Origin of the sequence: Acinetobacter sp. PFS20, from assembly GCF_052261015.1 — a bacterium.
In the GTDB taxonomy this organism is placed as follows: Bacteria; Pseudomonadota; Gammaproteobacteria; order Pseudomonadales; family Moraxellaceae; genus Acinetobacter.
Map to the genome: position 1 here is coordinate 737,817 of NZ_JBPVZE010000001.1, position 20,734 is coordinate 758,550.

Sequence of the window (20,734 nt, forward strand, 5' to 3'; positions counted from 1 at the left end):
ACCGTTTAAAAAATAACTTCTTGTCCATGCTGAACGACTCGCTTAGGCAAATCTCCGCCCAGCCAGTAAACAATTTCAGATGGATGCTCAATATCCCAAGCGACAAAGTCAGCGACTTTACCCTGCTCCAAACTACCGTGCGTTTGCTCTAAACCGAGTGCTTGTGCGGCATGAATGGTGACACCAGCCAATGCCTGCTCTGGTGTTAAGCGGAATAGCGTACTGCCCATATTCAGCATTAAACGTAAAGAAAGTGCTGGAGATGTGCCCGGATTTAAATCACTCGATAGCGCAATACGCACGCCATGTTTAATGAGGCTTTCAATCGGTGGATATTGTGTTTCACGTAATAGATAAAAGGCGCCCGGTAGTAACACAGCAACCGTACCCGACTCTGCCATTGCTTTGACATCATCTTCGGTCATGTACTCTAAATGGTCAGCCGACAAAGCATGATAACGTGCTGCCAAACTTGAGCCACCTAGCGATGAGAGCTGTTCAGCATGCAGCTTAACGGGTAAACCCAATGATTGTGCCGTTTTAAAAACACGCTCAACCTGAGCTGGTGAAAAGGCTAAATGCTCGCAGAACGCATCAACTGCATCGACTAAGCCTTCAGCATGCAGTTTAGGCAGCATTTCTGTACAGATATGCTCAATATAAGCATCGCTTTGATCTTTGTACTCTGGCGGTAAAGCATGAGCAGCCAAGCAAGTGCTTTTAACCGTCATCGGTAATTTTTCACCAATTTGACGGATCACACGCAGCATTTTGCGTTCATTTTCATAGTTGAGTCCGTAACCAGACTTAATCTCGATGGTAGTTACACCATCTTGTTGCATGCAACGAATACGCTTAAGGGCTGATTTCAGTAATTGTTCTTCGCTGGCTTCACGCGTTGCACGTACAGTACTGGCAATACCACCACCGCTTGCTGCAATTTCAGCATAACTTACACCTTGCAAGCGTTTTTCAAACTCAACGCTACGGTTGCCACCAAATACACTATGCGTATGGCAGTCGATAAACCCTGGGGTCACCCAAGCGCCGTTTAAATCAACTGTTTCGGAATATGTGTCGGTAGGAAGTTGTTGTTGTTTTCCAATCCATTGAATGAGATGCCCTTCTGTGACAATTGCAGCATCTTCAATGTAGGAGTATTGCCCATTTTGCATGGTCGCAATGTGGCAATTCTGCCAAAGTTTTTTCATGAGCCTTTCCTCAAAACTGCCCAATAGTGAAACCATTGGGCAGTTCATTTGTTAGCTTTCTATCTCAACATTTTGCTGGATAGGATTACTTTCCTTTCCCAAGTTTTGCTGTGGTTTTACCCATATGCGATAAGCAATAGTTAAGAGTGCAAGCCATGCTATTCCGACATAAATTGCAGGACGTGAATCAGGGAAATAACCCATCATGACTAAAATGAACACCATAAAACCAATCGCGAACGCAGGTGCAACTGGCCAACCCCATACAGGGAAATCAAGTGCCTTAATTTCAGCAGTAGATAATTTACGGCGCATCGCAACTTGCGAAAGCAAAATCATGAGCCATACCCAAACCGTTGCAAAAGTGGCAATTGATGCAATGATCATGAATACATTTTCAGGAATTAGGTAGTTCAACACCACACCAATTAACAGCACACCAGCCATAACCACAACAGTCATCCAAGGCACACCATTACGCGATAACTTTTGGAAAATTTTCGGTGCTTGACCACGGTTTGCCATACCGTAAAGCATACGGCCAGCACCAAATACATCACTATTAATTGCTGAAATTGCAGCAGTCACCACCACAATATTTAGAATATTCGCGGCAGATTTAATGCCTAAATTTTCAAAAATTTGTACGAATGGGCTACCTTGGCTACCAATTTGATTCCATGGGAAAATCGACATCAAAACAAAAATGGTCAGTACATAGAAAAGTAAAATACGTACTGGAACAGCATTAATTGCTTTTGGCAAAGTGGTTTTAGGGTCTTGTGATTCGCCAGCAGTTAAACCGATAATTTCGATACCACCGAAAGCAAATACAACTACAGATAAACATGCAACTAAGCCTGCAATGCCATGCGGCATAAAGCCATCATAAATCCATAAGTTCGAAATACCCGGTACTACACTGCTATGGTCAGCATGGAAGCCATAGAACATTAAGCCTATTCCACCTAAAATCATGGCAACAATGGCACTGACTTTAATGATGGAAAGCCAGAATTCGAGTTCACCAAAGACTTTAACGTGAATTAGGTTAATGGCACCCAAGAACATAATCAGAGATAAAATCCAGATCCACCGTGGTACATCGGGATACCAGAACCCCATATAAATACCAAAAGCGGTGACATCGGCAATCGCGACAATCACCATTTCAAACACATACGTCCAGCCCGTAGTGAAACCTGCCAAAGGACTAATGTATTGTGATGCATAGTGGCTAAATGAACCGGATACTGGGTTATGGACAGCCATTTCACCCAGTGCGCGCATAACGATATAAATTGCAATCCCTGCAACGATATACGCGAGTAAAACTGAAGGCCCCGCCATTTTAATAGCAGTTGCCGAACCATAGAAAAGCCCAGTTCCAATTGCTGAGCCCAATGCCAAGAAACGAATATGGCGGGTGTTCAATCCCCGCTGTAGTGTGGAGTTTTGTGACATTATAATCTCCAATCCTTGAGGAAATTTAGTTAGATTCGGCCACTCCATGTGACCGTTTTATCAATCACACTTCAGATAAACTAGGGAGTAGTTTTGGAATAAGTAACTTGTTTAAGCAGCCACTCGAAAGTAATTCACTTGCTTGTTCAATATCAGGAGCAAAGAAACGGTCTTCACTGTAGTAAGGAACTTGATCGCGCAAGATTTTACGAGCTTGTTCAAGTTTAGGCGAGCTTTTTAAGCCTTCACGGAAGTCTAGACCCTGACAAGCGCCTAACCATTCGACAGCTAAAATGCCACGGACGTTATCAGCCATTGGCCAAAGACGTTTACCTGCATTCGGAGCCATTGATACATGGTCTTCCTGATTCGCTGAAGTTGGCAAACTATCAACACTCGCTGGATGTGCAAGTGCTTTGTTATCACTCGCAAGAGCTGCTGCTGTAACTTGAGCAATCATGAAACCTGAGTTCACGCCACCATTTGCAACCAAGAACGGTGGAAGCTGTGACATGTGACGGTCCATCATCATCGAAATACGACGTTCTGAAAGTGAACCAATTTCTGCGATTGCCAATGCTAAATTATCTGCCGCCATTGCTACAGGTTCTGCATGGAAGTTACCACCAGAAATCACATCACCTTGTTCTGCAAAAACAAGTGGATTATCAGATACAGCATTTGCTTCAATTTCTAAAACTTCAGCAGCCTGACGGATTTGAGTTAAACATGCACCCATCACCTGTGGTTGGCAACGTAAAGAATACGGATCTTGAACTTTGCTACAGTCTTCGTGTGAATGTGCAATTTCACTCGAATCTGTCAATAAATCGCGATAAGCCGCAGCAACATCAATTTGACCACGTTGACCACGTACTTCATGAATACGAGCATCAAACGGTGAGCGTGAACCCAGCATTGCTTCAACACTTAAGCCACCACAAACTGTCGCAGCAGCAAATAAATCTTCAGCTTCAAACAAGCCACGTAAAGCATAAGCGGTCGAAACTTGTGTACCATTTAGAAGTGCCAAGCCTTCTTTAGCAGCTAAAGAAATTGGCTCTAAACCTGCAATTTTTAAAGCTTCAACTGCTGGCAACCATTCACCTTTATAACGCGCCTTACTTTCACCTAGCAAAATCAATGACATATGTGCAAGTGGTGCCAAGTCACCTGAAGCGCCTACTGAACCTTTAAGAGGAATGTGCGGATAAACTTCAGCATTAATTAAAGCCAACAAAGCATCAATCACTTTACGGCGAATACCTGAGAAGCCACGTGCCAAGCTATTTGCTTTCAATAGAATAATTAAACGAACCATTGCATCATCAAGTGCTTCACCTACACCTGCCGCATGCGAAAGAACTAACGAACGCTGTAATTGTTCTAAATCTTCAGGAGCAATCTTGGTTGAAGCAAGTAAACCAAAACCTGTGTTAATGCCGTAAGCTGTACGTCCCTCATTTACAATCTGTTCTACACAAGCCACGCTTGCGTTGATTGCAGCTGACGCACTTTCATCTAACTTAACTTTAATCGGGTTGAGGTAAGCTTGACGTAAATCAGCTAAGGTTAATTTTCCCGGTTGGATCAGTAATTCCATGTTGGCTTCCTAATTTTTTGCACTATATTCTGCTGAGACAGTGCTTTTCACAATTGCAAAAAGCACCGCCAGTTCTTCCATGTATTTTTATTGCGTGATCATTGGCAAGTTTAAGCCTTGCTCTTTCGCACAGTTAATCGCAATTTCATAACCGGCATCGGCATGACGCATAACACCTGTTGCAGGGTCATTGGTCAGTACACGAGCAATACGTGCAGCAGCTTCATCTGTACCGTCACACACAATCACAACGCCTGAGTGTTGAGAGAAGCCCATACCTACACCGCCACCATGGTGTAGAGATACCCAAGTTGCGCCGCCTGCTGTATTTAACAATGCATTTAATAAAGGCCAGTCTGATACTGCATCTGAGCCGTCTTGCATTGCTTCAGTTTCACGGTTTGGACTCGCAACTGAACCTGAGTCTAAGTGGTCACGACCAATCACAACTGGAGCTGATAATTCACCACTACGTACCATTTCGTTAAATGCCAAACCAAGTTTTGCACGTAAACCTAGACCAACCCAACAAATACGCGCTGGTAAGCCTTGGAAGCTAATGCGTTCACGAGCCATGTCTAACCAGTGATGTAAATGTTCATCATCAGGAATTAATTCTTTAACTTTGGCATCTGTTTTATAAATGTCTTCTGGGTCACCAGAAAGCGCTGCCCAACGGAATGGACCAATACCACGGCAGAACAATGGACGGATATATGCAGGTACAAAGCCAGGGAAATCAAAAGCGTTTTCTACGCCTTCTTCTTTCGCCATTTGACGGATGTTATTACCATAGTCAAATGTTGGAACACCCATTTTTTGGAAATCGAGCATCGCTTGTACGTGTTTCGCCATCGACTGTTTTGCAGCTTTTACAACAGCTTCTGGTTCAGTTTTCGCACGTTCACGGTATTCATCCCAAGTCCAGCCTACTGGTAGGTAGCCATTGAGTGGATCATGTGCACTTGTTTGGTCGGTCACCATGTCAGGACGTACACCACGACGAACAAGCTCAGGTAAAATCTCTGCAGCATTGCCATGAAGTGCAATTGAAATGACCTTGCCTTCTTTCGTATAACGATCAATACGCGCTAAAGCATCATCTAAATCAGTTGCTTGTTCATCTACATAACGGGTACGTAAACGGAAATCGATACTTGCTTGTTGGCATTCAATGTTTAAAGAACAAGCACCTGCAAGTGTTGCAGCTAAAGGCTGAGCACCACCCATACCGCCTAAACCAGCAGTAAGAACCCAACGACCGTTTAAATCACCATTGTAATGTTGGCGACCTGCTTCAACGAAAGTTTCATAAGTACCTTGTACAATGCCTTGGCTACCGATGTAGATCCAAGAACCCGCTGTCATTTGACCGTACATTGCAAGTGCTTTTGCGTCTAACTCGTTGAAGTGTTCCCAGTTTGCCCAGTGCGGTACAAGATTTGAGTTTGCAATTAAAACGCGTGGTGCATCTTTATGAGTTTTAAATACACCTACTGGTTTGCCTGATTGAACTAATAAAGTTTCGTCAGTTTCAAGATTTTTTAAAGTATCTACAATTTTATCGAAACATTCCCAGTTTCGTGCTGCACGGCCAATACCACCGTATACAACCAACTCTTTCGGGTTTTCTGCAACGTCCGGATCAAGGTTATTCATCAACATACGTAATGGAGCTTCAGTTAACCAACTTTTAGCCGTCAATTCAGTGCCGCGTGGCGCACGAATTTCTACATCACGAAATTTTGTTGTCATTGTTGTCACAGGCGGACTCCTTCCTTTGAGCTTACATCAGCAGAACATCACTTGTTTCTGCATTTGTATAGTAATGTATTAACTTGTATATACATCCATATACTACACAAATATTTTACGGCGTGAAGAGGGTTACTCATATTTTTTTAAAAAAATTGAATAAGCTTATGAATTAAATTAATTTATTTTTATATTAGGCATAAAAAAAGCACATATCTTTTCACTAGACATGTGCTTTTAAAAAATAATTTATTTAGTTTTAACGTTGAATTAACTCAATAACATAACAGTTTTTTTCCCAATTTTTAGGGAAATGAACTGAGGTAATCGCAGTATTTTTTTCAATTTTTAGCGTCTCGTGAGCAGCAACGTGAACGGAATGATCATCAACCATCACTTCTGTATCAGAACCACTATTAAAAATGAAAATCAGGTCTGCCGAACTTAAAAAGGTCTGTTCTTCTGTACCCTCTACTCTCTGAAAACGGGCATGAAATTTTGCAGGATCATAAATTAAATTTAAATCTCGAATTGCCCCGTCTACCAGTTCACTTTGAACCTGACTCTCACCATGGAAAGCAAAAATGTCGCCTTGGTTTAGCGTTTTGGCAGGAAGATCATCGACATGCAGCACCATGCCTTTCCCATCAAGCACGCTAATAATTCGCTGCTTATTGGGAAATAGCGAAAATGGCCCAGAAGTGGTCACATCAGCCATCGAAATGCGCCAGTCAAAGTCGGCATCACCTTGGCTTCGAGCAATTTCTAGAGTAAAGCCTGCACCATTTTTCCAAAGCATTTTTGTATATTGATCGGCCCTGATCAACTCAATCATGGGTTAAATTTCCCTTCGAGATAATAGCGGCTACCCGGATAAATCAAACGCGCACTTGAAATGAGTTGTTTGTTTGACCATGTGCGGCGACGGATCAGTAAACACGGCTCAGCTTTGGTAATCTTCAACCATTTACACTCTTGCGGAGATGCTAAAACTGCCTCAACAATATGCTCACCTTCTGACACAGGTGCTTTTGCCATGAGGTAAGCATTTGGGGTAATGGTTTTAAAATCTTGTTGTAAATAATCCGGAATCAGTGCTGCATCAACTAAACGATCTTCGACCTGAACAGGTACATCATTTTCATAATGCACAATAATCGAGTGGAATAATCTTTGCCCTTCGCGAGTCTGCATTAACACGCTTTGCTCTGCATTTGCATAAATTTGTTCTAAGACTAAAACTTCAGCGTGGTGCTTATGGTTTCGTGCAATAATCTCATCGGCAATATTATTAATCTGAAAAAGTGCAGTTCGGCCTTGCCCTTCAGCAACGAAAGAACCAACGCCTTGAATTCGAACAAGTAAGCCTTCCGTCGTTAACTCACGAAGCGCACGGTTTACAGTCATACGGCTACAGCCGAGTTGATTAACCAATTCACTTTCCGAAGGAATTTTTTTATTTACAGCCCAAGTACCTTCATAAATTTTTTGTGAAATCAGCTGTTTTACGCGTTGATATAAAGGAACTGGACTATCAGCTTCAATCGAAAGCTCAGCATGTTCTTGTTTTGATGTTCTGGGCATAACAAATACTCAAAAAGGCGGCAGGCAAAAAGGTATTTTAGTTGACATGCTATGTATATACAACCACATACAACATGTTAATTTATGAATTAAATAGATTTTAAAAAGTTTAAAAAATAAGCATAGCTCGATAAGAGCTAATTTAAAGTTTTATGTAGAGAAATTCAAATATATAAAGGCTTTATCAATATTTATTTAATAATTATTTCTGCTATGTCTGTGCTCCATTCAAGGATGTAAAAAGTATCGTCTTTTCTGGTTTACGAAATGCTGCTTAAAATTTTTATTTAAAATAACTGATCGATAGTATTCTTCTGCCACACAGTATATTAATAAAGCTGGAAGCACATCGAATGCGTAATTATAAAATAGATATTCTTCGAGGAATTTCTATCCTTTTGGTTCTTTTACACCATTTTAATATTCCCTATAAACTTAAAGATACATGGTTAGGTTTTGATTTCTTAGGTGAAGCATTTAGCACAGTCATCGCAAGAAACGGAAATTATGGCGTCACCATGTTTTTTGTGATTTCGGGTTTTTTAATTACCCATCACACTTTAAAAAGAGACAAACAATTTTCTGCAATTAACCTCAAGAATTTTTATATCCGACGGGCAGCGCGTATTTTACCGTGTCTGATATTACTCATTTTAGGGGTAAGCATACTTGGGTCATTTGACTTAAAACCCTTTATGAACCAAGCACCGAATGGTATTGAGGTCTCATATCCACTAACAATTTTTGCGGCTTTAACCTTCTGGATGAATATCCTGATTATTAAATTCGGTTGGGTAAACTACGCTTTGGGTGTGTTGTGGTCACTCTCTGTAGAAGAAGTTTTCTATTTTGTTTTTCCATTATTGTGCTTGCTTACGCGTAGTAATAAGGTCTTTATTGCTGTACTGATTGGAGTAATTTTATACGGGCCTTATTTTAGGTCTCTACATTTTGGAGAAGAAAGCGGCGCTTATTTATATCATTATTTTTCGAGTTTTGATGGTATAGCAATTGGCTGTTTAACAGCGATTTTCTCTCATAAATATCAGCCAAATTGGCACTATAAAAAATCTCTTTCTGCGTTGATTATTTTGAGCATGGTCGCTCTTTATTTATATGCGCCAATTAAAGAAGTGAGTACATGGGGTATCAGCTTATTTGCTTTTGCCACAGGCTTACTCATTTTGTGTTTTCAGCATCCTTCCGAAACGCAAGCACAGAGTCTATTTACAAAAATCATGGTCTGGTTAGGGCAAAGAAGTTATGAAACTTATTTGTTTCATCTAGTTGTGCTGGGCCTTATGAAGGTTGCTTTTGTTCCAGCCCAAACCGACTCTAGCATCAAAATTATGCTTTTAATTGGCTATTTGGTTCTAACCTTTATTATCAGCGCAGCGATTGAAAAATATTATTCGACACCGCTTAACAGCTATATTCGAAAGGTTTTCATTAAAGATAAATCATAAAAATAAGCCCCTTTAAATCAGGGGCTTTTTTAATTAAGCAATCAACATGGTTTCATCATCTTGCTTAAAAGGATTAGACCAGCTTTGCCACGCTTGTGGTCCTAAAGCCATTTCTTCATCACTTAATAAACAACGGTCTAAGCGTTGTATTAAGGCTTGCTCATCCATTTGCATACCAATTAACACCAGCTCCTGACGTGCGTCACCTGTTTGAGCATCCCAAACCTTTTTAATTTCTTCAATACTGGCAAGGTCACTCGGCCAGTCTTCTTCTGCTACAGCCGCCCACCAATAACCTGCCAAGCCATGTCGTGCCATCGCACCCGCTTGTGACCATGAATAAGCCAATGTCGGTTCAGCAGCCAACCAGAAAAAGCCTTTAGAACGAACGACACCCGGCCATTCAGCTTGTACCAGATCATAAAAACGCTCGGGATGGAAAGGTCGGCGTGCGCGGTAAACAAAGCTACTAATGCCATACTCTTCAGTCTCTGGCGTATGCTCACCACGTAATTCTTTTAACCATCCCGGTGCTTGTGCAGCTTCATCAAAATCGAATAGCTGTGTATTTAAAATTTTATCTAAAGCGATCTTTCCAAATTGAGCAATTTCAATTCGAGCACGCGGGTTTAGAGTTTTTAAAATCGCGATGAGTTGGTCTTGCTGAGCCTGATCAATCAGGTCAATTTTATTCAGCATAATCACATCACAAAATTCGATCTGATCAATAAGCAAATCGACCACAGTTCTCTCATCTTGCTCGCCTAAGGACTCACCACGTTGTTGCAGGGAGTCGATTGAACCGTAATCTTTAAGAAAGTTAAAAGCATCAACTACCGTAACCATGGTGTCGAGTCGAGCGAACTCATTTAAAGAATTTCCATCTTCATCTTCAAAGGTAAAGGTTTCTGCAACAGGCAGCGGTTCAGAAATGCCAGTTGACTCAATCACCAATTGGTCAAAGCGTCCTTCATCAGCTAAACGTTTAACCTCAACCAATAAGTCTTCTCGTAACGTACAACAGATACAGCCATTACTCATTTCCACCAGCTTTTCATCTGTTCTTGAAAGCTCCGCCCCACCTTCGCGTACTAATGCCGCATCAATATTCACCTCAGACATATCATTAACAATTACGGCAATACGGCGGCCTTCGCGATTATTTAAAATATGGTTGAGTAATGTGGTCTTTCCTGCACCCAAAAAGCCAGATAAAACAGTGACGGGAAGCTTGGCAAATGAGTTGGCGATTGCAGTGCGCATGGCTTGATCTCTTTGAATAATATTTAAACTGATCATGGCTGGCCATTTAAATATGGCCAGATCACAGGCGTAATCTATTTCTAAACCACAACAATGTTATGTTATAACATAACTATTGATCAAGTTTTTATTCCAGTTTTATTTAAGCCCATTCACTTAGTCTTTGAAAAAATTGCTTTTATAGTTACTGACAAATTGAGGTTCTATAGTGATGATCAGGTCCCCATGAACGGAATCCTTGGCTATCAATATGGATTTGTCCCGAAGCATAAACACCCAGACCCATGTTAAGTGCTTGACCCTTGGTTTCCCAGAACTGACAAAGTTTAGTTTTGGTTTGTTGAATATTAAACTGGTCTAAATCGGTAGGTTGTTCTGGTCCAATTCGAAAATCAAGCGCTGCATTAAAGACATGTCGAGAAGCATCTGCGCCACCCGCACAGCGATTTAAAGATAAAGCTCGATAGGCCGAGGTCACTTCAAAATCGTTAATTACACCATCGTCAACTAATGCTTTTAAAATGCTAAGCGTCGGAACGATATTGGACCAAATCTCTCTTGGTGGCACCGCATAGGGTTCAACTCCACATTTTTGCCAATCGCGAGCCGAGCGTAATAACTCATAGTCTGGAACTAAATTGGCAAGCCCTTTTTGCTTAAGAAATTGCTTATAGGCTTGTACAGACTGTCCGTGATCTGCGCTTGCGATCCAAGCCACATAATCTTCAGGTTGCTGCTTTATTCTGACCACTGTTTTAGAAGGCTGAGGCAAAGAGTGAAAATGCTTAGAATCTTTTGGCTTGGGTGTTTGAGTACTACACGCTGTAAGAGATAATAAAATTAAACCTAAATAACGTTTCATAAATATGCTCTATCTTCGCCAAAAATGGGAAAACTGCTCATCATTAAATTGAGCAAATGTTATATTATAACAATAATAAAGTCCTTTAATTTCTGTTGTTAAATTTTAAAAATAAAAAAGGACGTATGAGATACGTCCTTTTGATACCTACAACTTACGCTGTTATTAAATATCAGCTTCTACAGCAGTTAAAGACTGCTCAGCTTTTAGTTTTCGGCGTTTAAATTGATAAGCCACCATCAAGCACAAGATCCAGCCAGGAATCATCATGACCGCAACACGCATATCTGGTGTTAAAGACATCACAATTAAAATGCCCAACATAAATACGATGCATAAATAGTTGCTAAATGGGTACATGAAGCTTGGGAACTTCGTTGTTTGCCCTTGGCGTTGCATATATTTGCGGAATTTTAAATGCGTCCATGAAATTACAACCCAGTTAATCACAATGGCTGCTACAACCAACATCATGAGTAAACCAAATGCTTTTTCAGGGAAAATATAATTTAACAGTACACATAAAATAGTCACAGCCGCAGAAAGGATCACTGCATTAGTTGGAATACCGCGTTTATTAATGTGTGCAAATACTTTTGGCGCATTTCCTTGTTGTGCAAGGCCTAATAGCATACGGCTACTGCAATAACTTGTACCGTTATAAACTGAAACAGCAGCAGTCAAAATCACAAAGTTTAATAATGTTGCAATTCCTTGGCTATCTAAAGAAGCAAATACCATCACAAACGGGCTACCGCCTTCAGCCATTTGGTTCCATGGGAATAGCGAGAATAAAACAAAAAGTGTCGCAATATAGAAAATCAAAATACGGTAAATAATTTGATTTACAGCTTTAGGTAAAGTTTTATCAGGGTCACGTGCTTCAGCCGCAGTAATACCGAAAAGCTCAATACCACCGAAAGCAAAAATAATGACCGCCATTGCCATGACTAAGCCTTCAACACCAAATGGGAAGAAACCACCCAGTGCCCAAAGGTTCGAAATGCTTGCCTGTGGACCTGCCGTTCCTGTTGCAAGTAAATATGAACCAAAACCAATCATTGCAAGAATCGCCAAGATTTTGACAATAGAAAACCAAAATTCCATTTCGCCAAAAAACTTAACATGCAGCAAATTAATGCCATTAATTAAGACAAAGAAGGTTAAAGCAGATGCCCACGTTGGGATTTGCGGCCACCAATATTGAATGTAAAGACCAATTGCGCTTAGTTCTGCCATACAGACGAGCACATTGAGTACCCAATAGTTCCATCCTGACATGAACCCTGCAAATGGTCCCCAATATTTGTAGGCAAAATGACTAAAAGAACCACTAACGGGCTCTTCAACCACCATTTCACCAAGCTGACGCATCATTAAAAAAGCAATAAATCCTGCAATGGCATAACCGAGGATGACCGATGGACCTGCTAATTTAATCGATTGTGATATACCAAGAAAAAGCCCTGTGCCAATCGCCCCACCCAATGCAATAAGCTGGATGTGCCGATTACTCAAACCATGTTTCAGGTTTCCTTGCTCTTGTGCTGACATATGATTATTCTCATCCGTGTCACGTAATTTTTTTCCAATAAATTACGTATATCATAAATTGATCAAACTTTCATAGATATTCATGAAAAAATAATTGCGTGACTTTTCTCATGACCGCGAATGAAAACAGAAAATACAAGAAATGACAATTATTATGAAATGTGTAATTAAATTATGTATTGCGTAATTTGGTGAATTCAGTATTATAGAGACATGAAGCAATTGGTTGTGCTCGGTCTATATCAAACTCATAAGACAAAAGATGATCTAAGCAAAGGTTAAAACTTATTGAGTAGCTCAGTCCTAGACCGAACTTTTATTTGTATAAGACCCGAGATAAAGACAAGGACGCGAAAATGGAACAAAAACTAAACTCTTTTATTGAAGTTTCACCTCAATCAGATTTCACTATTCATAATTTGCCTTATGGTATTTTTAGCAAAACAGCTGATGGCGAGCGTCAAGTTGGCGTAGCTATTGGTGATTGGGTGATTGATCTCGCTGCTCTTGAAAAGTACGGTCTTTTAAAACTCTCAGAACAAGACACATACTTTAATCAACCCACACTGAATAAATTTATCGAGTCTGGCAAAGCCAACTGGTCAAAAGTTCGTAAAACGTTACAGTCTCTTCTTTCAGTTGAAAATTTAACACTTCAAGAAAATGAAGCATTACGCCAAGAAGTTTTAGTTAAGCAAGACAGCGTTACTTTGCATTTACCTCTTCAGGTGCCTGGTTATACCGATTTCTATTCTTCTAAAGAGCATGCAACCAATGTGGGCTGTATGTTCCGTGATCCTAAAAATGCTCTACTTCCAAACTGGAGTGAATTGCCTGTTGGTTATAACGGTCGTGCTAGCTCTGTTGTAGTTAGTGGCACTCAAATCGTTCGTCCATCTGGGCAAATTAAACTTCCAAATGAAGAGCGCCCAGTTTTTTCTGCAACGCGTAAACTCGATTTTGAACTTGAAACAGCATTTGTTATTGGTAAACCAACGGGGCTTGGCCAGCCAATCTCGATTGAAAATGCGTGGGACCATATTTTTGGAATGGTATTACTCAATGACTGGTCAGCACGTGACATCCAGCAATGGGAATATGTTCCACTTGGGCCATTTAATGCAAAAACTTTTGCAAGCTCGATTTCACCTTGGGTGGTAACGCTTGAAGCACTTGAGCCATTTAAAGTTGAAGGCCCGAAACAAGAACCAAAACCACTGGCTTATTTACAAGAAAGTGTTGCCAATAGTTACGACATTAATTTGAGTGTTGAAATTCAAACCCCGAAATCTGCACAAGCTGATGTGATCTGCAAAACCAATTTTAAATATATGTATTGGTCTATGTCTCAGCAGCTCACTCATCACACGATTGCTGGTTGTAACGTTCAAGTTGGCGATTTAATGGGTTCAGGTACGATTTCAGGCTCGACACCAGATTCATATGGCAGCTTGCTTGAGCTTACATGGAATACTACTAAACCTCTGACACTTGCTAATGGCGAAACTCGTGGTTTCTTGCAAGACGGCGATACGCTCATCATGAAAGGCCACTGTGAGAAAAATGGTATTCGCATTGGCTTTGGTGAAGTTCGAAATACTGTGCTTCCTGCATTAACGTTCGATTTTGCAGAGACTTCGGAGCCTGACTATGAAGCTGTATAGTTACTTTCGTAGCTCTGCAGCCTACAGAGTACGGATTGGTCTAAACATTAAAGGTTTAGCTTATGAGACTGTTCCAGTTCATCTGGTAAAAAACGAACAGCAAAACGAAGACTATTTAAAGTTAAACCGCAGTGCTCTCGTTCCGACATTAATTGACGGCGATTTAACCTTGTCTCAATCGTTAAGTATTTTGGAATATCTGGATGAGCAATATCCAGAAACCAAATTACTTCCAAGTGATGTGCAAGAGAGAGCCAAAATCCGTGCTTTTTCCCAAGCAATTGCTTGCGATATTCACCCGTTAAACAACTTACGCGTACTGAAATATTTAAAAAATGACTTAAATGTTTCGGACGAACAAAAAAATTATTGGTATCAGCACTGGATTATTGAAGGCTTTCAAAATCTCGAACAGCTACTTCAAGATTCAAACGGACAATTTTGCTTTGGAGAACAAGCCACAATTGCCGATTGCTGTCTGATTCCACAGGTTTTCAACGCGAAACGCTTCAAGATTGATTTATCTGCGTTTCCAAAAATTGAATCGATTTATCACCATTGTTTGTCTATCCCAGCCTTCTATAACGCGGCGCCAGAACAACAACCAGATTGGGAATAGTAAAAAGGAGTTTTAATATGACATTTGCCATTAAAAAAATACATCACGTTGCATATCGTTGTAAGGATGCGAAAGAAACTGTTGAGTGGTATAAAAAAATGCTCAACATGGACTTTATTTTAGCTTTTGCTGAAGACCATGTACCTTCAACTAAAGCCTTTGACCCATATATGCATTTATTCTTAGATGCAGGTCAAGGCAACGTTTTGGCTTTCTTTGAATTACCAACTCAACCAGACATGGGCCGAGACGAAAATACGCCGCAATGGGTACAACATATTGCTTTTGAAGTTGAAGACTTAAATGCTTTGATGGCTGCGAAGCAACATTTAGAAGAAAATGGCGTGAAAGTTTTGGGCGTAACCAACCATGGCATTTTCCACTCAATTTATTTCTTCGATCCAAATGGCCATCGTTTAGAACTGACTTATAACGATGTACATGCTGAAGAAAAAATTGCAAAAATTACTGAAGAAATGAAAGCTGAAATGCTAGAGGAATGGAGCAAAACCAAACGTGCTCCACACCACACTCATTTCTTACATGAAGCAGAGTTAGGAACCTAATTTAAAAAGAGCAAAGTAAAAAGTCGGCATTGGTTAGAATTGTTTGAATGAACGGTTCTGTATCAATGCCGATTTATATTATTTAAAACTGCTAAATTTCTAGAAAAACGCGCTATAAATAAGAGTGTCGGGATTTTAGAAAAATTGTTGATTATTAAACATGCCAATTTCGCTAATAGAAAAAGGTGATTTCTATTTCTCACTAGGCTCAGGCATGATGTAAATCGCAGCAATTTCAATTTATGTTTTGAACATCGCTGTTTAACAGCTGAAGTAACTTTATTAAGGGTATTTAAATGATTGAAGAAAAAGTATCTGGGGGGGTTCAATCACTTGAAGTCGGTTTATCTGTACTAAACGCCCTTTTAGAGCACAATCAACCTATTATTCTCAAAGACCTATCGAGCAAGCTAGAAATGCATCCTGCCAAGGTACACCGCTATCTGGTCAGCCTTATTCGCATGGAATATGCAAAACAACTTGATGATGGGCAATATGCCCTAGGTGATCAGGCATGGCGCTTAGGTCTCAACTGTGTTCAGCATAGCGATACACTACAGCTGGTACAGCATTTAATTTACGACCTACAAAACAAAATTGGTTGTGGCATACAAATTAGTAAATGGTCGCCTAAAGGCCCTGTAGTTGTTCAATCGATTGAATCAAACCATCCTATTTCGATTGTCACTAAAGTCGGCTCGATTATGCCTTTAGTCAATTCTGCTGCGGGACGTTTGTTTGCTTCTTATCTTCCAGAGCATTTTGTTCGCCCCTTAATGGAAACAGAATGGCAAAAGCATCAAGAGCTTGGTCTAAACATCGCACCACAAAACTGGGAAGCGTTTACAGAGCTTAAAGAAATCATTCGCCAACAAGAAATGTCAGCAGCGAAAGGTGACTTACTGACAGGAATTAATGCGGTGGGTTTACCTGTGTTTAACTCAAACCAGAGCATTGAGTTTTGTATTGTTGCACTGGATAGCGAAATGTTTTTACCAGTCGACCCTCACAGTAAAACGATTGAAATCTTGAAAAATGAAGTAAAGCTCATCAATCAATATATTAAAAGCCGCTAATCAACACCAATAAAAAAAACCAAGAGATCAAACTCTTGGTTTTTTTAGATCAGGAATAAAGCTCAGCTTATTTATTTAGTTTCTAAAACACCACGGCGAATCTGGTCACGTTCAATCGACTCGAACAACGCCTTGAAGTTACCTTCGCCAAAGCCATCATCATCTTTACGTTGAATAAATTCGAAGAAGACTGGGCCAATCATGTTTTCAGAGAAGATCTGCAATAACAGCTTTTTCTGGCCATCTTTAGTGTTGCCATCTAGCAAAATACCACGCTGTTTTAACTCTTCAGTTGGCTCACCATGCTCAGGTAAACGTTCTGGTAGCATTTCATAATACGTATTTGGCGGCGGTGTCATAAATTTCAGACCGAGGCTTTTTAACTTATCCCAAGTCGAAATTAAGTCATCACAAATAAACGCGATATGTTGAATACCTTCGCCATTAAAGTCAGATAGGAACTCTGCAATTTGGCCGTTTCCTTTGTCCGAATCTTCGTTTAATGGAATACGGATCTTGCCGTCTGGCGCTGTTAATGCTTTAGACGTTAAGCCCGTATATTCGCCCTTAATATCAAAGTAGCGAATTTCTTGGAAGTTAAAGATTTTTTCATAGAAGTTTGCCCAATACTCCATACGGCCTTTGTAGACATTATGAGTTAAATGGTCAATTTCGTTTAGGCCTGCACCCACTGGGTGTCTTTGAGCATCATCAAAGAACGTAAAGTCGTTTTCATAAATATCGCGGTCAACTAAAAAGATTGGCATGCCACCAATACCTTTAATTGCCGGAATGTTGAGCTCCATTGGCCCAACTTTTGAATACATTGGTTCAGCACCTAGCTCTACAGCCTTTTGAAAAGCTTTTGCTGCATCACGTGTTTTAAAACCCATTGCACAAGCTGATGGGCCATGTTCATTAAAGAAGAATGAAGCATAAGATTCTGGCTGATAATTCAGGATAATATTGATATTTCCTTGACGCCATAAGTACGCTTCTTTCGATTTATGCTTGGCTACTTTTGAAAAGCCGATTGTTTCAAAAACTGGATCTAATTCATTTTCTTTTGAAACAAACTCAATAAATGCAAAACCGCATAATTCTAATGGGTTCTCTAAAATATCCATCTAGTTTCCCTCTGGTGATTACCTGTTCCGTTTATCTCTATTGCTGATAAACTCAGCTCCTTTCTCTATAGAATACGTAATCATTGGGTGAGTATTTGAACCGTCAAAATGCCTTAACCCAACGCATCCTATGAGAAAAAAACGAGTCGCTAAAACGAAGATATGATGGGCGTAAAGCCTTTGATGATTAATTTCCGTTCCATGTGGTGTTTATTTTCCATACACACTGTCCTTTGTTATCTAAAAGTACGATTGAGATTTTTCAATAAACCTTTAAAAATCGTCTTTTCCTAAAAATCATTTATAGATTTATGGAGACCAACATCCTTGTTGGATCTCCAATGGCCATTTACCTTGAATTAGATGCTACTAAAAACAATTAAATTATGCAATACATAACTTAATTATGAATTGCATAATTTTAGTAATCTTGAATTAAGCTATTTTAAAATTTATGGTCAGTTTTCAAATTTTGTTTATGATTTCTACAATAAGCCCCACCATCCATTTGATTTAGGAAAACTTATGATCTTAGTCAGCGCCTGTTTAATTGGTGAACCTGTTCGATATGATGGTAAATCTTGTCCAAATACTTTACTTAAGCAACTATTACTCAATAAAAAAGCCCAATCATTATGCCCAGAGTTATTAGGGGGTTTTACGACTCCTCGCTTACCCGCAGAAATTGTGGGCGGAACAGGTCAAGATGTACTTGATGGCAAAGCAAAAATTACCGATTCATCGGGTTTAGATGTGACTGATCTATATTTAAAAGGTGCTTATCGCACACTAGAAGTCGCACAACAAATAAAAGCAAGCTGTGTGGTTTTAAAAGAAAATAGCCCTTCTTGCGGCAGTCAAAAAATTTATAACGGAACTTTTCAAGGGGAAAAAATTGTGGGAACTGGAATTACCACAGCACTGTTACAGCGCCATGGTTTTGAAGTGATTTCTGAAAACGAAATTGAAGATTGGTTAGTAGATCACCCTCTTTAAAAGTTACTCAATTTTGTTTTTAGCAAGATCATTTACATCTTTACGACTTGCCCAGTAAGTCGCAAGCGCAGGACCAGAAATATTGTGCCAAAGGCTGAAAATTGCGCTGGGTACGGCCGTAATTGGAGATGCAGCAAAATGTACTGCTGCCAGCGCAACACCTAAGCCTGAGTTTTGCATTCCTACTTCTACGGCAATTGCCTTACTGTCCGCATAAGGTAATTTAAAGAAACGTGCCGCGGTAAAACCTAATAAATATCCAAGGCCATTATGCAATATCACCACAGCTAAAATGAGCAAACCCGACTGTAAAATTGCCGCTTTACTGCCGCCAATAATGGCTGCCACAATCGCGACAATTGCAATGACTGACACTAAAGGCATCACTTGAATATAGGACTCGACTTGACGCTTGAGCAACGTTCTTAAAATTAACCCAACTACAATAGGAAGCAATACCACCTGCAAGATTGAAATAAACATAGAAGCTGCATCAATCTTTAACCATTGGCTAGCAAGCAGATAGAAAATAGCAGGTGTTAACACAGGTGCTAAAAGCGTAGATACCGATGTACAAGCCACCGATAAAGCCACATTGCCTTTGGCCATGTAGGTAATCACATTTGAAGCAGTTCCGCCCGGACAACATCCCACTAAAATGACGCCGACGGCGATTTCAGGAGGTAAATTAAATAATTTACATAAGATAAATGCCAAGCCCGGCATCACTGCAAACTGCGCTACGACCCCAATTAATACTGCTTTAGGGCTTTGTAATACCCCTTTAAAGTCGTCTACAGTCATAGTCATTCCCATGCCGAGCATAATAATCCCCAAAATCCATGGAATGTATGCTTTGAGCCAAACAAAAAATTCAGGCTGCCATAGCGCTAGCGCTGCAAAAACAATCACCCATAGGGCAAAAGTTTTTTGAATAAATTGAGTAAAGCGCAAAAATGCAGCCATATTTTCTATCCCTAAAAATAAAATATGAAAGTTAAAATACTAGACCAATATACTTAGTGCTTACTCAACAGATCAGTCGATTGAATACGGACAACACCTTGTTGCTGCATGGTTTGCCACGCATTTTCTAATGAACCATTCAGATCAATACCTTTGCAGGCATCTTCAACCACTAAAGTTTTAAAACCTTGTTTTACTGCATCTAAAGCGGTCCATGCGATACAAAAATCTGTGGCAATTCCAACCACATAAACCGTATCAATGCCACGCTCTTTTAAATACCCCGTTAAACCCGTCATTGTGGTGTGGTCTGCTTCCATAAAAGCTGAATAGCTATCAATATGCGCATGAAAGCCCTTTCGAATAATCAGTTGAGCGGTCGATATATTTAAATTCGGATGAAATTCGGCATCTTGAGTACCCTGCACACAATGCTTAGGCCAAAGCACTTGTGGCCCATAGTCGAGTTCAATGGTTTCAAATGGCTGCTTACCCAAATGGTTTTGTGCAAAAGATATATGATTATCGGGATGCCAATCTTGCGTCAGCACAACATTTTCAAAATAACCTGCCAATTGGTTAATGGTTGGAATAATTGTATCGGCATCGGCAACTGCTAAGTTTCCACCCGGTGTAAAACCATTTTGTACATCAACTACGATTAAAACCGCATTTTGTGGTTGTTTATTCATATTCATGTCATCTTCAATCCCAACCGGGAAAATTGCATTCTATCTTGCCATAAAAAAAGTACATATTAAGTAAGGTCCATTCGAATCAGGCTCTATTGTTATATTTACTGGCCTCTCTCAGCTGACAATAATGAAAACATCCTATCTTTTCCTCAAGTTTACCTTGCGATTATCCGTTAGGCGTATTGTTCTTATGCGTCTGATCAGTCATAATTTGCATAATTGTCATTCAACAATCTGTTATTGTTAGAACTGGACAATCAAAA

18 protein-coding genes are annotated in these 20,734 nt (G+C 40.0%); 6 read left to right on the forward strand and 12 right to left on the reverse strand.

Features of this window, described 5'->3' with window-relative positions:
• Positions 1-5: 5 nt before the first annotated feature.
• From hutI to hutC, 6 genes are all read right to left on the reverse strand, one after another.
• Positions 6-1,211, reverse strand: coding sequence for an imidazolonepropionase (gene hutI / locus ACS125_RS03530; RefSeq protein ID WP_443270563.1), 1,206 nt, complete (start codon positions 1,209-1,211; stop codon positions 6-8).
• A gap of 51 nt (positions 1,212-1,262) precedes the next feature.
• Positions 1,263-2,675: an amino acid permease gene (locus ACS125_RS03535; RefSeq protein ID WP_443270565.1), complete on the reverse strand. Its 1,413-nt coding sequence runs from the start codon at positions 2,673-2,675 to the stop codon at positions 1,263-1,265.
• 64 nt (positions 2,676-2,739) lie between these two features.
• Positions 2,740-4,278, reverse strand: a complete 1,539-nt coding sequence (gene hutH / locus ACS125_RS03540; protein ID WP_107880409.1) for a histidine ammonia-lyase — start codon at positions 4,276-4,278, stop codon at positions 2,740-2,742.
• A gap of 87 nt (positions 4,279-4,365) precedes the next feature.
• Positions 4,366-6,033, reverse strand: a complete 1,668-nt coding sequence (gene hutU, locus ACS125_RS03545) for a urocanate hydratase (protein ID WP_081399456.1) — start codon at positions 6,031-6,033, stop codon at positions 4,366-4,368.
• A 259-nt stretch (positions 6,034-6,292) separates the two neighbouring features.
• The gene (locus ACS125_RS03550) at positions 6,293-6,868 is read right to left on the reverse strand and encodes a HutD/Ves family protein (RefSeq protein ID WP_353154152.1); all 576 of its coding nucleotides are present in this window, start codon (positions 6,866-6,868) and stop codon (positions 6,293-6,295) included.
• Entirely contained in the window at positions 6,865-7,617 is a 753-nt protein-coding gene (gene hutC / locus ACS125_RS03555; protein ID WP_004790171.1) for a histidine utilization repressor, read from the reverse strand. Before hutC ends, ACS125_RS03550 begins: the two co-directional genes overlap by 4 nt.
• 353 nt (positions 7,618-7,970) lie before the next feature.
• Here hutC and ACS125_RS03560 point away from each other — a divergent pair, with 353 nt between their 5' ends.
• Positions 7,971-9,083, forward strand: coding sequence for an acyltransferase family protein (locus ACS125_RS03560; RefSeq protein ID WP_443270568.1), 1,113 nt, complete (start codon positions 7,971-7,973; stop codon positions 9,081-9,083).
• Between the two features lie 33 nt (positions 9,084-9,116).
• Here ACS125_RS03560 and zigA read toward each other — a convergent pair whose 3' ends face one another.
• The 3 genes from zigA to ACS125_RS03575 all read right to left on the reverse strand — a co-directional run bounded on the left by zigA (position 9,117) and on the right by ACS125_RS03575 (position 12,762).
• Positions 9,117-10,382: a zinc metallochaperone GTPase ZigA gene (gene zigA, locus ACS125_RS03565; protein WP_443270570.1), complete on the reverse strand. Its 1,266-nt coding sequence runs from the start codon at positions 10,380-10,382 to the stop codon at positions 9,117-9,119.
• Positions 10,383-10,530: 148 nt separating this feature from the next.
• A complete protein-coding gene (zrlA, locus tag ACS125_RS03570; protein WP_443270572.1) occupies positions 10,531-11,208 on the reverse strand; it encodes a D-Ala-D-Ala carboxypeptidase ZrlA in 678 nt (225 codons plus the stop codon).
• A 165-nt stretch (positions 11,209-11,373) separates the two neighbouring features.
• Positions 11,374-12,762 (reverse strand): amino acid permease, encoded by a 1,389-nt coding sequence (locus tag ACS125_RS03575; RefSeq protein ID WP_004790179.1) that lies wholly within the window; start codon positions 12,760-12,762, stop codon positions 11,374-11,376.
• Between the two features lie 356 nt (positions 12,763-13,118).
• Here ACS125_RS03575 and fahA point away from each other — a divergent pair, with 356 nt between their 5' ends.
• The 4 genes from fahA to ACS125_RS03595 all read left to right on the forward strand — a co-directional run bounded on the left by fahA (position 13,119) and on the right by ACS125_RS03595 (position 16,687).
• The gene (fahA, locus tag ACS125_RS03580) at positions 13,119-14,426 is read left to right on the forward strand and encodes a fumarylacetoacetase (protein ID WP_443270574.1); all 1,308 of its coding nucleotides are present in this window, start codon (positions 13,119-13,121) and stop codon (positions 14,424-14,426) included.
• Positions 14,413-15,045 carry a maleylacetoacetate isomerase gene (maiA, locus tag ACS125_RS03585; protein ID WP_443270576.1) on the forward strand — a complete coding sequence of 211 codons (633 nt, stop codon included), beginning with the start codon at positions 14,413-14,415 and terminating at the stop codon, positions 15,043-15,045. The genes fahA and maiA overlap by 14 nt, the downstream gene beginning before the upstream one ends.
• A gap of 17 nt (positions 15,046-15,062) precedes the next feature.
• The gene (locus ACS125_RS03590) at positions 15,063-15,611 is read left to right on the forward strand and encodes a VOC family protein (protein WP_004790185.1); all 549 of its coding nucleotides are present in this window, start codon (positions 15,063-15,065) and stop codon (positions 15,609-15,611) included.
• Positions 15,612-15,907: 296 nt separating this feature from the next.
• Positions 15,908-16,687: an IclR family transcriptional regulator gene (locus ACS125_RS03595; RefSeq protein WP_443270579.1), complete on the forward strand. Its 780-nt coding sequence runs from the start codon at positions 15,908-15,910 to the stop codon at positions 16,685-16,687.
• 71 nt (positions 16,688-16,758) lie between these two features.
• Here ACS125_RS03595 and hppD read toward each other — a convergent pair whose 3' ends face one another.
• Positions 16,759-17,814: a 4-hydroxyphenylpyruvate dioxygenase gene (gene hppD, locus ACS125_RS03600; RefSeq protein WP_151963710.1), complete on the reverse strand. Its 1,056-nt coding sequence runs from the start codon at positions 17,812-17,814 to the stop codon at positions 16,759-16,761.
• A 525-nt stretch (positions 17,815-18,339) separates the two neighbouring features.
• Here hppD and ACS125_RS03605 point away from each other — a divergent pair.
• Positions 18,340-18,810, forward strand: a complete 471-nt coding sequence (locus tag ACS125_RS03605; RefSeq protein ID WP_004790190.1) for a DUF523 domain-containing protein — start codon at positions 18,340-18,342, stop codon at positions 18,808-18,810.
• 3 nt (positions 18,811-18,813) lie between these two features.
• Here ACS125_RS03605 and ACS125_RS03610 read toward each other — a convergent pair whose 3' ends face one another.
• The gene (locus ACS125_RS03610) at positions 18,814-19,776 is read right to left on the reverse strand and encodes a bile acid:sodium symporter family protein (protein ID WP_004790192.1); all 963 of its coding nucleotides are present in this window, start codon (positions 19,774-19,776) and stop codon (positions 18,814-18,816) included.
• A gap of 53 nt (positions 19,777-19,829) precedes the next feature.
• A complete protein-coding gene (gene pncA, locus ACS125_RS03615) occupies positions 19,830-20,474 on the reverse strand; it encodes a bifunctional nicotinamidase/pyrazinamidase (RefSeq protein WP_034596109.1) in 645 nt (214 codons plus the stop codon).
• Between the last annotated feature and the right edge of the window lie 260 nt (positions 20,475-20,734).